This is a genomic window from Leptolyngbya sp. GB1-A1 (assembly GCF_039962475.1).
Classification (GTDB): Bacteria; Cyanobacteriota; Cyanobacteriia; order Elainellales; family Elainellaceae; genus Leptolyngbya_A.
The window spans coordinates 1-13550 of record NZ_JAMPLI010000076.1; the positions used below are offsets into that span (position 1 = coordinate 1).

Consider the following 13550-nt stretch of genomic DNA (forward strand, 5'->3'; position numbering starts at 1 on the left):
GAAAGTTGGCAGCAAGAGCAGGCTTAGCTTGATAGGAAAAAATACAGCTCCCTCAACTTCTCTCATCAAAAGTTGGTCTAAGGCAAAAATGCTGGGTTCGATCGGATGCGAGGCGGAGTTTGTAGATCAAAGAGCTGCGGCTGTTTTCAGCCGATGTGCCAGCAGGGTGTAGCGTTGCTGATCCCGAACTTGACTAATTGCCATTGCGATCGCCTTTTGTCCACCGACCAGGATGACCAGACGACGGGCACGCGTTAGCCCGGTATAGATTAAGTTGCGCGAGAGCATGATTTGATGCTGCGTGAAGATGGGAAGAATCACAACCGGGTATTCGCTGCCTTGAGACTTGTGAATTGTCGTCGCAAATGCCAACGTGATTTCATCCAGGTCAGCGTAGTCATAAGCCACATCCCGTTCCCCAAATCGCGCTAACAGCTCCTGTTCCTCAGTGTCGATCGCGCTGATGATTCCCAGGTCGCCATTGAACACTTCGCGGTTGTAGTCGTTTTTCAATTGCAGGATGCGATCGCCCACTCTAAACGTCATGCCTCCCCGCACCAGTTCTGCTTTGCTGGGATGGGGAGGATTGATGAGCTGCTGGAGGACTTGGTTCAGGTTGCGGGTGCCCATCTCGCCTCGGCTCATCGGACAAAGCACCTGGACATCCCGGGCTGGGTCAAACCCGAGCTGCGGGATGAGATGAGTTACCATATCTTGAATTCCGGCGACGCCATACTGAGGGTTTTCAGCCATAAACCAGAGACAGTCGGATTTGGGCTGATTGCCTACCCGTTCTAGCTGGGGCAGTTCTCCTCCATTAATCCGATGAGCATTGGTGACAATCGCGGACTGCTGCGCCTGTCGGAAAACCTGAGTGAGTCGGACGACGGGCATGAGTCCAGAGGCAATTAAATCGTTCAACACGGCACCAGGACCGACGCTCGGTAACTGATCCGTGTCTCCCACAATTAAGAGATGAGCATTGGGTGCAACTGCCTTAAACAGCGAATTGGCTAGGAATAAATCCATCATCGAAGCCTCATCCACCACGATCGCTTCAGCAGGGATGGGGTTGTCCTGGTCTCGCTTAAATTTCATCGTTTTGGGGTCGATCTCCAGCAGGCGATGCAGGGTTTTCGCTTCCTGCCCGGTCATCTCACTCAAACGCTGGGCAGCCCGTCCGGTCGGAGAAGCAAGTGTAATCGTCTTGCCCATTGCTTTCCAGAGCGCAACGATCGTTTTGCAGGTAAAGGATTTGCCCGTACCGGGACCCCCTGTAAGGATCAGTACCCGATGGGAGGCTGCCATGACCACTGCCTGCCGCTGCTGCTGGGACAATTGAAGTCTGGTACTGGTAACGAAGCGATCGATCCAGCGCTCCACGCGCGGCACATCGACAGTAACAGGCTGGCTCAGCAGGTGTTTCACTCGGTTGGCTAAGCCCTGTTCGGTGTGAAAGAAGGGCGGGGCATAGCAGAGGAATTGTCCCTGCAAGTCCCTCGTTCCCCCCTGCATCATCAGTTCCCCATCGATTGTCATGTCGGTGGTGAGGGCAAGGATATCGCTTGCATCAATGCGATGATCCGGGAGAGCTAGTCGTTCGACGGTACGTTCTACCAGTTCGGATTGAGGGAGAAAGCAGTGTCCCTCTTCGGCTGCTTCGCTGAGGATATGCAGCAGTCCAGCGCGATAGCGGAATTCGGAGTTGGGATGAATGCCAAGATTACGGGCGATCGCATCAGCAGTGACAAAGCCGATGCCGTAGACATCAGTAGCAAGCCTGTAAGGATTAGCTGTAACAATTTGAATGGATTCATCGCCGTAGCGCTTGTAGATTTTGACCGCATAGGTAGTCGAAACCCCATGCGTCTGAAGAAACAGCATGACTTCTTTGATCGCCTTTTGCTCGACCCAGGCAGCCTGAATCATTTTGATTCTTTTTTTGGCGATGCCGGGGACTTCGACCAGGCGATCGAGGTGGTGTTCGATAATATCGAGTGTTTCTACTCCAAAGTGAGCCACAATCCGTTTTGCGGTGACGGGTCCAACGCCTTTGATGAGGCCGCTGCCCAGGTACTTCTCAATGCCTGTTAAGGTCGCAGGCTTGGTTTCCTGATATTGCGTCACCTGGAACTGGGGACCGTACTTGGGATGTTCTCGCCAAGTGCCCTGCATTTGCAGTGTTTGCCCAGCCTGAAGGTTAGCGAAACTGCCAACGATCGTAACAAGTTCACTTGTGCGAGGTGCTTTCAACCGTGCTACGGTGTAGCCTGATTCTGCTGAGTGATAAGTAATTCGTTCGACCACACCTTGAAGTCGCTCGACTGTCGGCTGCGTGTTAGGGTCAATGGACTGCTGCATGACATCAGTGATCATTGTTAGCTGCAAGGAGATTTTCTTTCTCTTGAACTGAGCGGTTATGGCTTCCAGTGGTTTTCTTCAGGTAGCAATTCCTGAATCAATTGTCTGAATTAAGGTTCAAGTTTGGCTGATGCTTGAGTAGTCAAAGGTTAGATAAGTGAGTTTCAATCTCTTTAGCCTTCTCTAGCAGCGCTTCCTTCAGATTCCTCAGTTCTTCTGGCTCCACCCCAACCACTGGAATCGATTGCACCTTTTTGATAGCAGGGCTGATCTGTGGCTGAGTGGTTGCTGTGGTGTGCTGCTGGAGGGTCTGAGCAACTCTGATTTTGATCTCACTTAGAGAAAGGTCAGTTTCGACAGCTTCCTGGGCAACCTGCGATCGAATCTCTAGAGCTTTGTCCTCATCGACACCGAGATTTTTAGCGTTCAGCTTCTGAAGCTCTTTAATTTTGCTTGACTCTAGACCTGTTGATCGCACAAGATCCTTCAGATCATCAGTCAGGGTTAGCAAAGGAAATGCTGTTCTGGAGATTGTTTCTGGGTTGTACTGCATTCCCAAAATGACCTGAAAAACAGGGCGTTCGTCCTCTGCTAAAATCTCTCTAATCCAGGTTTGCTGTTCTTCGATTGAAGCGTTACGAATTGCCTTGAGATTGTCTATCTGCTTCGTCCGCTTGAGTCGGGTAATGACAGTATTCAGGATACGAGGAAGATTGCTGCTGCGTCCTGCCCACTCCGGGTAGCGAAGTTCTACCAGCCGCAGAATTCCCTCTGCTAGATCAAGGTCATGCAGCCGCTGGGCGTGAGCTGAGGTTAACATCTGCTTCTGAAAGCGATCGGCATCCACTGCCTGATGCACTTCAATAGGCAGAAAAACCGCATCAAGAGAATTCCATTTCAGATAAGTCGCTGCACGGTAGCGCAACTCACCCTCAAACAGCACATACCGACCATTAGGTTGAGGGATCAAAATGATCGGGCTGAGTTGTCCATTTCGGGTCAAACTCTGCGCTCGTTCCTCAATCACCGATTTTGGAAAAGTCTTTCGAGGTTGATGTGGGTCTGGGTCGATCAGACGCAACTCAACTTTGTACTTACCCCCGATCGCCTCTAGTTCTTGCTGAAGCTTTTCTACCCCAGACTGGTCATCGGCTGCCTGTTGTTCTTTTGCCACTTCAGCTTGCTTGATCAGGCTTGTAAGCTCAATTAGCCCAGATTGACCAGACGAGGACGGGCTAGTTGCCCTTTGACTACTGATCTCATGCAGGGCACTGCCAATCTTTCTAGGTTTTGACATTAGCTTAGTTCCACTCCCGCTGCAATTCGTCAGCCACGTTTTTATAGTCTGCGCCTGCTTCCTTGGCGTTCCTACCCTTCCATGCCAGAATCGATACTCCATCCACGACCGATTTCTCATGGCCAGCATAGAGGCGAACAATCGAACTGCAAACCGGGATGCCGTCTGCTCTTAAACTTTCCTGCACATCAACGGCATCTGTCATTCTCCGTGGATCAACTTTTGTCAGGACAACCCGATGCTTCACCTGAGTTGGCGCGATCGAGGTTGTAACGGTTTCCATCAGGGCAATCAAGTCCATCAATGATGGGGGTGTCGGTAGCACTACGTAGTCTGCCGCAGACACGATCGCGCTGAGTGTGCCTGACCCAAGATTCGGAGGGGTATCGCAGATAATCAGATCGTATTGATCAATCTTTTTTAGCTGAGCAAGAATCTCAGGATTGCTCTCTCTTGCGACTACAAAAGGCTGCTTCCCTCGGCTTGCCCATGCCGTTGCGCTGCCTTGGGGATCGGAGTCCACCAGTAAAACCTCGTGCCTACGAGAATAAATTGCAGCCAGATTAAAGGCAGTCGTTGTTTTTGCAACCCCACCCTTGCCATTTACTACGGCAATGATCTTTGTCGTCATACTTTTTACTCCTTGAATGGTATACCGAAACGTTTCGGTACAGAAAATGGATAAAAACTTGATTTGGGTGCTTTGCAGAGCGTCACCAGAGGCACGTCTTGTCGAAGCCTGGATGTACGGGAATGCTAAAATGCAAAGCTTTACGCTAAAGATTATTAGTGTACTGAAACGTTTCGGTACAGGTTTCAGTCTCTAAAAATTCTATACCCAGTTCTCAAAAAAATCCCACTTTAGCAAATCAATTTTCAGAATTCTGAGGAAAACGAGTGTACCGAAACGTTTCAGTACAGGTTTTGAGATTTCCAAGTTCACCGAGTAACGATCGCTGGACAGGCGCAGGTGATTGCCAAGCAGTGGGTTGCCCTAATCGAGAATTTGCCAGAGTGAACCCTTTATCGCGATTCTAAGGCTCGGCGAATGGTGCGTGAACAACCTCCTCAAGCACTGTTCCTGCCTTTTCCACAGGCAAACTGTTTAAGGAAACGGTCGCAGGCTAAATCAAAGAATAACGCTTGGGCACAAACAGAAACTGTCAGGTCTAAGTACTCAAATGGCGGCTTTTTTTGCACATTGCTATCATTACAAGCTTTCTCTCTTTTATATTTAATTAAATCGCTTGAGAGAGTTCTTGAAATTCATTCACTCGTTTAATAAATTGTTCTCGTTGCTCAGACAGAGACACCAACTCTGTCATTCTTGCTCTCGGTCGCAAAAACTGCTTCACTTCATCAAACGCCTGACAAAACCGTTTCGCACTCTCAATCGCTCCAAATCCTAGCATTGGATAGTAACGTTGCTTGATCCCTCGATGGCTCTGTTCGATCGGATTCTCCAAACAACCTCTGACTTGATGTTCAACGTCTGAACCCAATTCCTCATCAATTGCTCTGGGATACGAACTCAGTCTATCTGTCACCACTCGTTGCGGTGATTGTTCCGCTACTTCATGCGCTTGAGCAAAAAACGCTTTTGCTGCTGCCATGTCTCGCTTTTTGCTCAACCTCACATCCACCAAATTTCCATACTCATCGATCGCACCGTACAGATAGCACCACTGACCTTTGACACGGATGTACGTCTCGTCCGCAAACCAGATCTTTCCAACCTTTCCCTTACGTTTGGCTCTCAGCTGCTTGGCAAAAACGGGAGCAAAGCGTTCTTCCCAATCGCGCACCGTTTCATGCGTAAACTCGAAGCCACGTAGCAAGAAGAATTCGGCAATGTCGCGAAAGCTCAACTTGTAACGCAATCGACAGAGCAGGACTTGAAAGACGATATCGGTGGGCACCTCGATGAAATTGAAAGGGGTGCCAGTCCGTTCGTTGAAACTGCGGCAACAATCCTTGCAGCGAAACAGAGCATAGCCCAGGTTTGTTGTGCGTTGCAAGCGAGTGGTACGAGCTGAGCCACAATCCGGGCAGTTCATAAAGAGTTCGCTGGGCGGAGGTTGGAAACAGGAGCCAGTCTACCAAGTCAGGGCTTCCGCCCTCAAGTCGAGTACCCAGTTCTGACAGTTTCAACCGAAGACATTAGATCCACGAATTCATCAATGCGAGTGCGGTTGCGTCGAAGATAGAGACGTAGCTGCAGCAAGAGTGAATTTGGTATGGGGGTTAGGAACTGACCTCCTCAAGCGTAGATTTCAAGCCTCTACTTCCAATCCACAGGCAACTAGGGGGTGGAAGCAAGCGTGGGAGAAGAAACGCCAGAAACCCCACGCTACAGAGCGTAGGTGTAGTTCATGTGTCGATGAGACAGAAACTTGAATCGTGAGGTTCAAGAAGCCCGCGCTGTATTGCTTGCAATCAGCGTCGGGAGTTGTCATGGTGATTTGTACTGAAACGTTTCGGTACAGGTCAGTTTCTAGGAAGCTCCACAGCCTCCGGCTCCTAGCTGGTGGGAAGTTTACCCTATTATTCCCACAGGCCAGGGGCACTGCAGGCAAATCATAGATTATTGTAGACAAACTCCTACGACCTCAACCCAGCCTCCTGCAATAACTCACTAACCCAAGAAATTCCCTCTTCCGAAAGGGGAGGCTGCAGGGGTTGCGTATAGTCAATTCGCAGATCAAACCCCGCCCGCTCATAGACACCATTCAAGGTCTCATTCAGGTTGACTAGCAGTTCTGCATCTCCAACCTTCAAGGGCAACGGGAAACTAGGAATCGGATCACGTAAGCTAAATGCGTAAAGCTGAGCAGTTGGACGGCGATCGCCCCGGCTCACTAAAATCCGGTAATCTGCACCAGGTGCGTTTCCCTGAATTGGCATTGGTTTTCCGGCTCGCAGCAGGTCAATTTCAACCAAATGCGTCAAACTCGTCAAAACCTGCTGCCGCTTTCGTAAATAGGCATCCCGTCCTTCCCCAGCCCGTTTATTCTTAGGAGACAGTACCTCAAGCGTCGTAATCACCGCGCCAGCCTTCACTTCCCGAATCTCTAAATATCGCTCCTGCATCTCCTCCATCAGCGGAACTGTAACCGTCAACGGTTCAGAGGCAGACGGCAGAACCGCCGTTGTAGCTTGGGATTCATCCCCTCGACGATTGGCTGCTGACTTTGAAAAGACTGAGACATCTGGAATCCCAACCAAAACACTATCATCGGGTTCCGCCATGTAGGTACGCTTTTCTACAGCAACATAGTAATTGGGGCGTAACGGCAGGGCAATTTCGTCAGCGATCGCGACAATCAATCGGCTATGAACTTCCGACCATAGCTCTGAGTTCTCCAGATAAGGGTTCATTCCAGGAAAGGGCGATCGCATAGTTCCCGTTCAGCAACTCCATCTTGATCATGACTGGAAAAAGGCGATCGTTCAACCACTTATGCATTGCAAGTGGAATTGATCATTTGACATACTCCCAGGGGTGAACTACTCCCGACGCTGAGCTACGCTACAGCGCGGGCTTCTCTCCGAACCGAGGTTCTTTGAGCTTTTTTGAGTGAGGCGAGTCCCAACCCCACTTTTTTGATCAGTACCCCCGAATTTGTATCGCGTGGCATTTCTGCTTTGCATTCTAGGCAGAAGTGCCAGCGATCTGACAACTCTTTTGGGACACGGTTGAGGCAAACACAGCAATGCTGACTTGTGCCAGTCGGATCAACCTTCATCGTTCTCTTTCCGGCTCTCTCAGCCTTGAAAGGTAGGATTTGGTTCACAAACTGACTGATTCCAGCATCAGCAAAGGATTTGTTCAGCCCCGATTTTGCCGCTTGTCCATTGGGTAGAAACGTTCCATCTTCATCCTGCTTTGGCTTGCACCGCTTTGTCATATTGCTGACGCTGAGATCTTCGACAAAGATTACATCAGCTTTACTAAGCAACTGGTTAGCTGTCTCACAGTGAAACTGATGTCGCTGTCTTGCAATTTTCTGATGCAGTCGTGCAATCCTTTGATTCAGCTTCTTTCGGGCGATGCTACCTTTGGGACGGGCATCGCGCTTTCGGTGCAACTTGGCAAGCTTCGATTCTGCCTGTCTCAAGAAACGAGGATAGTCAATCAATTCGCCTTCTGAGTCTGCTGCAAAATGCTCTAGCCCCATGTCTACACCGATTGAATTGTCCCAGGTCGGAGCAACATCAATCGTTTGTTCAGGAACCGAGTCATCCTGCAACGACAGCGTGATGTACCAGCCGTCAGCTTTTCGACTCAGAATTGCGCTTTTGACCTCAAACCCCTGCGGCAGTTCACGATGCCATACAACCTTCACCGCTCCAATTTTGGGCAGTTCGATTTTGTTGCCATCAATCCAATCAATTGAGGCTTGAGGATAAGTGAAAGAGCGATATCGATTTGCACTCTTGAACCGAGGTTTACCCGATCTTTTGCCGTTGCAGTCCCCTTTGATGTAGCGGTCAAAAGCCAGTTTGACCCGCTTCACCATGTCTTGCAGCACTTGAGAATGAATTTCTTTGTACCAGGGTCTATCCTGCTTCAGCGTCACCAGAGAGCGTTTTTGCCCATAGTATTCAGGCTGCTCTCTGGGTTCAGCAATGCTGCAAATCAAAGGACAAGCATTCACCGGACACCAATTCATCTCCCACCAATCAAAGCGATCTGCCAACATCCAGTTGTACTGATGCCTGAGCATATCAAGCCAGCGGTTCATCGTGGCAAGTTGCAAAGTGGATGGCAGTAGCTTGTATTGGTAGGCTAATCTCATACAATGAGTATAACACGCTCATTTCAAAACTATGCCGAAAGCTAGCTATATTGCGCGTTCTAGAGGCGTAAGCCGTCTGTACGCTCATTTGGTTTTAACCCCAAAATATCAATGCAAAGTGATTACTATTGAAATGCTGGAAAGGCTTATTGCCATAGTTGGCGATTTGTGCGGAAAGTGGCAGTGCGAACTGATTGAGTGCAACGGTGAACCAGACCATCTGCATATCTTGTTTCGGTATGCCCCGCAACTTCAACTCAGTAAGTTCATCGATAACCTGAAAAGCGTTTCCAGTAGGCGAATCCGATCTGAATTTGACTCAGAACTGAGGAAAGTCTACTGGAACTGGGATAAAGGTTTTTGGAATGACTCTTACTCTATTGATTCGTGCGGCAATGCACCCTTGCCGATTCTCATTCGGTATGTGGAGAACCAGAACAACTTACTTCTTCGCTCCGCTCAGTCGTGCAGCTCTCATCCCGACCCTGACCCTTCGAGTACAGGGCGGGGCTTCCCGCCTAACTGCTAAAAGGGGATTGCTTCAGCAAAACAATGTGCTGGTGCTGAGCTAGGTGCAGTGATTTGGGCATTCTGAAAGCAGATGCTTCAGGTTTGACAAGGACTATGAAACGGTTACTATATTTTGCTCTCGTGATTGCCAGCTTCGTCCTCTTTACGGTGAACGTTCAACCGATTCAAGCACAATCGAACTGCGATCCCTCCTATCCCGATGTCTGTATCGCGCCAGCTCCCCCTGACTTGGACTGTGATGAAATTCCTTATCGCAACTTCCGTGTCGTGGGCGGCGACCCACACGGTTTCGACCGTGACCGGGATGGGATTGGTTGTGAATCATAGAACTGCGAATTGCCCTGATAGAGACATCAATTAAAGCAATGACGGTAGAGCAATTTGCTAAAGCAATTGAGCATTTGCTGATTGGGGCAATTCGAGGAAAGGCAATCATGCGGCTTCATCATCTATTGATGTCCTTTGAGTTGGGCAGGGTCGGGGCTGACGTTCTGCAAAAGGAAATTGACCAGCATGACTCCGATCGGTTGCAGCCGTAGCTAGACAATCTGCTGCCTGGGTCTGAGTCAGAGTGATCAAAGTGCCGTGCCTACTCGATAGAAACTCCAGCCTAATTCCACATGCCGTGCCCCATCCGTTTTGCTTCCTGCTCACCCTGAGTTAGGAGGGAACCATTGGGGCATCTTCGTACAAAAGTCTTGTGCGTACCAGCCTGCCCTGTACTGACTAACTCATAGTTCAGGAATTTCTCCTGCTCCGGCGCATTCGGCTGAGGATCAGCAACAAACACCTCGGCGATCTTACGCTCTTGACGATCGGTGTCGTTGATCATAACCACCACTTTGTGATGAGCAGTGGCAATGAGCGATCGGAGATAGTCTCGGCTCTCTGCACCTCCCCTCTGCCCAATTGTAGGGGCATTAATTCCACAAAGACGGATGCGCTCTGGTCGTCCGTCGAGCATTACTGTCAGCGTGTCTCCGCTCTGAACCTCAATGACCTCAGCCTGTCTGCTATTTTTCGGTTCAGGGGCTAAGCCAATACGAGGCGGCGGATTGGGATTGTCGTAATCAGGACGGAATGCTAGCTGAGAACTGCGCCATTGCTGGAATACTGCCCAGTTCACAGCAGCGATCACCAGGATAGGCAGCAAATTAACCAGGAGTTTGATTTGCTTCATTGCAAGATTGTTGTGTATCGATACCCTGTTTATTGTTCCCATTGCCTGCACTGAGTTGTGTCGCTCTGTTTGTGGGAATTCTGATTGCAATCGTTTTTTAAGCTTTAGGAAATTGAACGCTCGCCGCTACATCGATCGAATTGAAGAACTGCTGTGGACAGGCAGGCTTCAGGGCAACGCAATCCTGGAACTGTATCAGCTCATTCAGGTTTACATAAGTGGAGCAGTGAGCAAAGAGGTGTTGGAAGACGCAATTGATTTGCACGATCAAGGCTGGATGCCATAATCCTCTATGACTGAGCAACCCATTCGACGACTGCCTCAGTGTGACCAGTGCCGCAATAATGCTCACAGCACATTCCTATTTTGTGCGATGCACCCGTATGGTGTGGCGGTGGAACTTGAGCAGTGCCCGGACTACGAGCATGACCCAAACGGCTTAGAGAACGATGATGGGTGGGAGCCGGAAGAATCTGCTTTTTATAATGGTGAACGGATTGCTTCACCCGTCGAGCGGTTAACGAAAGCGCAGCAGCTTGAACTCCTGCTCTGGCATCCCTTACTCACAGGCTTGTGTCCCCAGTGCCGCCACCCGTTTTTTGAGGATGGCGATCGGGTGCATTGGAACTGCAATCAGTGCGGTTGGACCGATGATGCTGTTTGAACGACATCCCCTCAATAGCAGTTTCTTCTAAGGCGATTGCAAAGGGCAGTAGTCAGGGCTTCAAAGCCAGAATCCCCTTGCCGTTACCCTGCTGTGTTGTCTGGGCATTCTGCAAGAAGTACCTTGCCCTAGAAGCGGTTTATGCGAATTTCGATTCTTCCGATCGTCACTGCTCTTGTCACTGTTCCCTTCCTGGGGACAATGCCTGCTCAGGCTCAGTCTGTTCCAAATTTGCAACAGGGAATGCCTTATGCTCAGGCAAGACAGCTTATCCTGAATGCAGGGTGGAGTCCCAGCTACAACACTCAAGAGCCGAATCGCTTTGGAATGTCATCTAAAGTCGATCATTTTTTAGGAATGGGCTATACGGAGATTGTGGATTGTGCTGGGACAGGCATGGGCTTGTGTCGGTTTGAGTTTTATGGCAATCAGGGACAAACTCTGGCAGTTAGTGTGGGGCAGGGGACGCAGACGGATGTGGTGTACCAATGGTGGGTGGAAGAGTAGCTTGTAGAAGCGCAAGCGATCGCATCAGTGGTGAACAACTGCTGCTTAAAGATCTGAGCGGATGCCAGGCGTGGCATTGAGCACCTGCCCTGATGTTCTAAGTGCAAATTGCCTGATCATGACTCCACCTTTCCAGCCTCAACCCGAATGGCAGCAGTGGGCAAACGTTCCGCTCTCCGGCAGAATGAATCTACCGGATGTACCGGGGATTTATGTGGTGATCGATGCGGGTGGAGAAGTCTGGTATGTAGGCAAGGCAATTAACCTCAGGACGCGGTGGGGTGGACGATCGCATCACCGCTATGGTCAACTGAGCCGCCAAAACAAAAAGCGGAACTATCAGATTTATTACTGCCCCTGCTCGCTGAGAGAATTAGACGTTCAGGAGAAACACTACATTGACCAATTTAAGCCTTTGCTGAACTACAGCAGGGTGAAAACCTACGCCAGAAAACCGTCACGACCCCATCAGGAGCTTGCGCGGATTCTCAAAGTGATGAATAAGCCGAATTCCCTGTTTGAGGGTCATGCAAGATCGCTAGGGGTAGGATACTACCGAGAACTCGATGAAGATGATGACGAGCAACTGAAAGAATTTACCTGTATTGTCGTTGCCGTTAATGCCAATGACCACGATAAAGTGCTCTACAAGTCCGCGATGAAATCAACGACAAACAAGGGGAAGTATCTGGCAGACTGTTGGGGCGTTTATGAAACGACTTTAGGGTTGGGTGAGCCAGAGATTGACCCAGAGACCCAACCTCTGCAAATTTTGATCTTTCGCCAGGAGAACTGGGTTTATGAGTTTGTGGCCTTGGATTATGAGGTCTTAAAAGAGTTTGATTGTCAGAAGCAGGAGCTTTATACCGAGCCAATTATGATGAATGGGCGATCGGTACTGGCACTGAAAGACCCGGCTCACCTGCAAGCCTTGCTTCCTCCAGTGGAGCCAGTGCGATCTGGCTATCGGAACAAAGCATGGCTTCACCCCATGCACTATCATCACTACCGCTTACCTTACCTGAAACCAATTTCGGAATTGCTTCAGGAGCAGGACACAATGCCGCATCCGTAATGCTCAGGAGTCATCGCTGCGGCAAGAACCGATCGAATGGGGGATTGGGCAATTGCCTGTTTTCCTCTCTGCCAACCAGATACTCCTATGAAAATAGGGTTTAAGCGATATTCCCCTCTACTCTACCAATCCCACATCAATCTAACGCACTACCCTCGGATCTACCTTACGTTAGACGCAGCATATTCATTGACTCCTGTAATTTTTACATTATTGAGCCGTCAGAGTAAGTTTCCCAACTGGCTCAATGAATCGAATTTATATAGTTATCGGAGTGTAAATTATGAGCTTAGAAGAGAGAGCAAAAGCAGCTGCTAAAAATATTGAAGGCAAAGCACAAGAAGCGATCGGTAACATTACGGGTGATCAGCAAGCGCAAGTAGAAGGCAAGGCAAAGCAAGCCGAAGCTGAAATGCGAAATGCTAAGGAAGATATCAAGGACGGAGTTAAGAACATCGTTGATAAAGCCTGACAACTGGTTGCGGGTTTTGCTCTCTGGGTGAATTTGTCTGGAAGCCTCTATCTGCTTCAACTTTCATCGACTCAAGCTAAAGTGACACAAGCCTTTTTAGCGGGATGAGAATTGGAGGAGTGATGGCTGAATCTAAATCCTGGCAAGCAATTCCTACGAATTTGACCTTAGAGCAGTTCCAGGAATTTGTCTTGCCCCATCTGAAAATGGGAATTCGTGGTCCACAGCCGAAGCTCGGTTTTCAGGTGATGTTCAACTACATCTTGAAACTGTTGTACCTCGGATGTCAGTGGAGAGAATTGCCCATCGAAAAGGACAAAGATGGGCAACCAGAAATTCACTACACCAGAATCTACCGCACCTTTCGCCGCTTTGAAGCCCAGGGCTGTTTTGATGCGATTTTTGCCGGGTCTGTGTCACTGCTGCATCGGAAGGGTCATCTCGACATCAGCGTCATTCATGGCGATGGAACGACGACTGCGGCGAAGAAAGGAGGCGATAATCTCGGATACAGCGGACACAAACACCTCAAAGGAGACAAAGTGGTTGCTTTCTGTGATCGCAACTGCAATGTCATCGCCCCATTTGTTTCGGCTCCTGGCAATCGGAATGAATCACCGCTGTTGAAGGCAGCGCTGCCACAAGTCACCGGCATGGCCACGCA

Annotated in this window: 16 protein-coding genes; 9 read left to right on the forward strand and 7 right to left on the reverse strand. The window is 49.5% G+C overall.

Annotation, left to right across the window (positions count from 1 at the left end):
* Nucleotides 1-126 precede the first annotated feature (126 nt).
* The 6 genes from NDI45_RS28755 to NDI45_RS28780 all read right to left on the reverse strand — a co-directional run bounded on the left by NDI45_RS28755 (nt 127) and on the right by NDI45_RS28780 (nt 8457).
* On the reverse strand, nt 127-2376 hold the full coding sequence (locus NDI45_RS28755) for an ATP-dependent RecD-like DNA helicase (protein ID WP_348249818.1): 2250 nt from the start codon (nt 2374-2376) through the stop codon (nt 127-129).
* 127 nt (nt 2377-2503) lie between these two features.
* Nucleotides 2504-3658, reverse strand: coding sequence for a ParB N-terminal domain-containing protein (locus tag NDI45_RS28760; RefSeq protein WP_348249819.1), 1155 nt, complete (start codon nt 3656-3658; stop codon nt 2504-2506).
* Between the two features lie 4 nt (nt 3659-3662).
* Nucleotides 3663-4289: a ParA family protein gene (locus NDI45_RS28765; RefSeq protein WP_348249820.1), complete on the reverse strand. Its 627-nt coding sequence runs from the start codon at nt 4287-4289 to the stop codon at nt 3663-3665.
* 607 nt (nt 4290-4896) lie between these two features.
* Nucleotides 4897-5715, reverse strand: a complete 819-nt coding sequence (locus tag NDI45_RS28770; protein WP_348249821.1) for an IS6 family transposase — start codon at nt 5713-5715, stop codon at nt 4897-4899.
* A 544-nt stretch (nt 5716-6259) separates the two neighbouring features.
* Nucleotides 6260-7057 carry a DUF4058 family protein gene (locus tag NDI45_RS28775; protein WP_348249822.1) on the reverse strand — a complete coding sequence of 266 codons (798 nt, stop codon included), beginning with the start codon at nt 7055-7057 and terminating at the stop codon, nt 6260-6262.
* 125 nt (nt 7058-7182) lie between these two features.
* Entirely contained in the window at nt 7183-8457 is a 1275-nt protein-coding gene (locus NDI45_RS28780; RefSeq protein WP_348249823.1) for a transposase, read from the reverse strand.
* 31 nt (nt 8458-8488) lie between these two features.
* On the opposite strand from NDI45_RS28780, the gene tnpA reads away from it, so the two are divergent.
* The 3 genes from tnpA (at nt 8489) to NDI45_RS28795 (ending at nt 9527) form a co-directional block, all read left to right on the forward strand.
* Complete coding sequence (gene tnpA, locus NDI45_RS28785; RefSeq protein ID WP_348249824.1) at nt 8489-8986, forward strand: IS200/IS605 family transposase; 498 nt, start codon at nt 8489-8491, stop codon at nt 8984-8986.
* A 95-nt stretch (nt 8987-9081) separates the two neighbouring features.
* Nucleotides 9082-9315, forward strand: coding sequence for a hypothetical protein (locus NDI45_RS28790; protein WP_348249825.1), 234 nt, complete (start codon nt 9082-9084; stop codon nt 9313-9315).
* A gap of 38 nt (nt 9316-9353) precedes the next feature.
* A complete protein-coding gene (locus NDI45_RS28795; RefSeq protein WP_348249826.1) occupies nt 9354-9527 on the forward strand; it encodes a hypothetical protein in 174 nt (57 codons plus the stop codon).
* Nucleotides 9528-9598: 71 nt separating this feature from the next.
* On the opposite strand, the gene NDI45_RS28800 is transcribed toward NDI45_RS28795, so the two are convergent.
* Entirely contained in the window at nt 9599-10168 is a 570-nt protein-coding gene (locus tag NDI45_RS28800; RefSeq protein WP_348249827.1) for a thermonuclease family protein, read from the reverse strand.
* A 112-nt stretch (nt 10169-10280) separates the two neighbouring features.
* Here NDI45_RS28800 and NDI45_RS28805 point away from each other — a divergent pair, with 112 nt between their 5' ends.
* From NDI45_RS28805 to NDI45_RS28830, 6 genes are all read left to right on the forward strand, one after another.
* A complete protein-coding gene (locus NDI45_RS28805; RefSeq protein WP_348249828.1) occupies nt 10281-10454 on the forward strand; it encodes a hypothetical protein in 174 nt (57 codons plus the stop codon).
* Between the two features lie 6 nt (nt 10455-10460).
* Entirely contained in the window at nt 10461-10832 is a 372-nt protein-coding gene (locus tag NDI45_RS28810; protein WP_348249829.1) for a hypothetical protein, read from the forward strand.
* Nucleotides 10833-10973: 141 nt separating this feature from the next.
* Nucleotides 10974-11339: a hypothetical protein gene (locus tag NDI45_RS28815; protein WP_348249830.1), complete on the forward strand. Its 366-nt coding sequence runs from the start codon at nt 10974-10976 to the stop codon at nt 11337-11339.
* Nucleotides 11340-11457: 118 nt separating this feature from the next.
* Nucleotides 11458-12414 (forward strand): GIY-YIG nuclease family protein, encoded by a 957-nt coding sequence (locus NDI45_RS28820; protein ID WP_348249831.1) that lies wholly within the window; start codon nt 11458-11460, stop codon nt 12412-12414.
* A 283-nt stretch (nt 12415-12697) separates the two neighbouring features.
* Nucleotides 12698-12886, forward strand: coding sequence for a CsbD family protein (locus NDI45_RS28825; protein WP_348249832.1), 189 nt, complete (start codon nt 12698-12700; stop codon nt 12884-12886).
* 122 nt (nt 12887-13008) lie between these two features.
* Nucleotides 13009-13550: hypothetical protein (locus NDI45_RS28830; protein ID WP_348249833.1), on the forward strand; the 542-nt coding region annotated here is incomplete at its 3' end.

Bases quoted from the DNA above. Each gene is read 5' to 3' on its own strand.
- NDI45_RS28755 (WP_348249818.1), bottom strand. From the start codon at position 2,376: ATGATCACTGATGTCATGCAGCAGTCCATTGACCCTAACACGCAGCCG.
- NDI45_RS28760 (WP_348249819.1), bottom strand. From the start codon at position 3,658: ATGTCAAAACCTAGAAAGATTGGCAGTGCCCTGCATGAGATCAGTAGT.
- NDI45_RS28765 (WP_348249820.1), bottom strand. From the start codon at position 4,289: ATGACGACAAAGATCATTGCCGTAGTAAATGGCAAGGGTGGGGTTGCA.
- NDI45_RS28770 (WP_348249821.1), bottom strand. From the start codon at position 5,715: ATGAACTGCCCGGATTGTGGCTCAGCTCGTACCACTCGCTTGCAACGC.
- NDI45_RS28775 (WP_348249822.1), bottom strand. From the start codon at position 7,057: ATGCGATCGCCCTTTCCTGGAATGAACCCTTATCTGGAGAACTCAGAG.
- NDI45_RS28780 (WP_348249823.1), bottom strand. From the start codon at position 8,457: ATGAGATTAGCCTACCAATACAAGCTACTGCCATCCACTTTGCAACTT.
- tnpA (WP_348249824.1), top strand. From the start codon at position 8,489: ATGCCGAAAGCTAGCTATATTGCGCGTTCTAGAGGCGTAAGCCGTCTG.
- NDI45_RS28790 (WP_348249825.1), top strand. From the start codon at position 9,082: ATGAAACGGTTACTATATTTTGCTCTCGTGATTGCCAGCTTCGTCCTC.
- NDI45_RS28795 (WP_348249826.1), top strand. From the start codon at position 9,354: ATGACGGTAGAGCAATTTGCTAAAGCAATTGAGCATTTGCTGATTGGG.
- NDI45_RS28800 (WP_348249827.1), bottom strand. From the start codon at position 10,168: ATGAAGCAAATCAAACTCCTGGTTAATTTGCTGCCTATCCTGGTGATC.
- NDI45_RS28810 (WP_348249829.1), top strand. From the start codon at position 10,461: ATGACTGAGCAACCCATTCGACGACTGCCTCAGTGTGACCAGTGCCGC.
- NDI45_RS28815 (WP_348249830.1), top strand. From the start codon at position 10,974: ATGCGAATTTCGATTCTTCCGATCGTCACTGCTCTTGTCACTGTTCCC.
- NDI45_RS28820 (WP_348249831.1), top strand. From the start codon at position 11,458: ATGACTCCACCTTTCCAGCCTCAACCCGAATGGCAGCAGTGGGCAAAC.
- NDI45_RS28825 (WP_348249832.1), top strand. From the start codon at position 12,698: ATGAGCTTAGAAGAGAGAGCAAAAGCAGCTGCTAAAAATATTGAAGGC.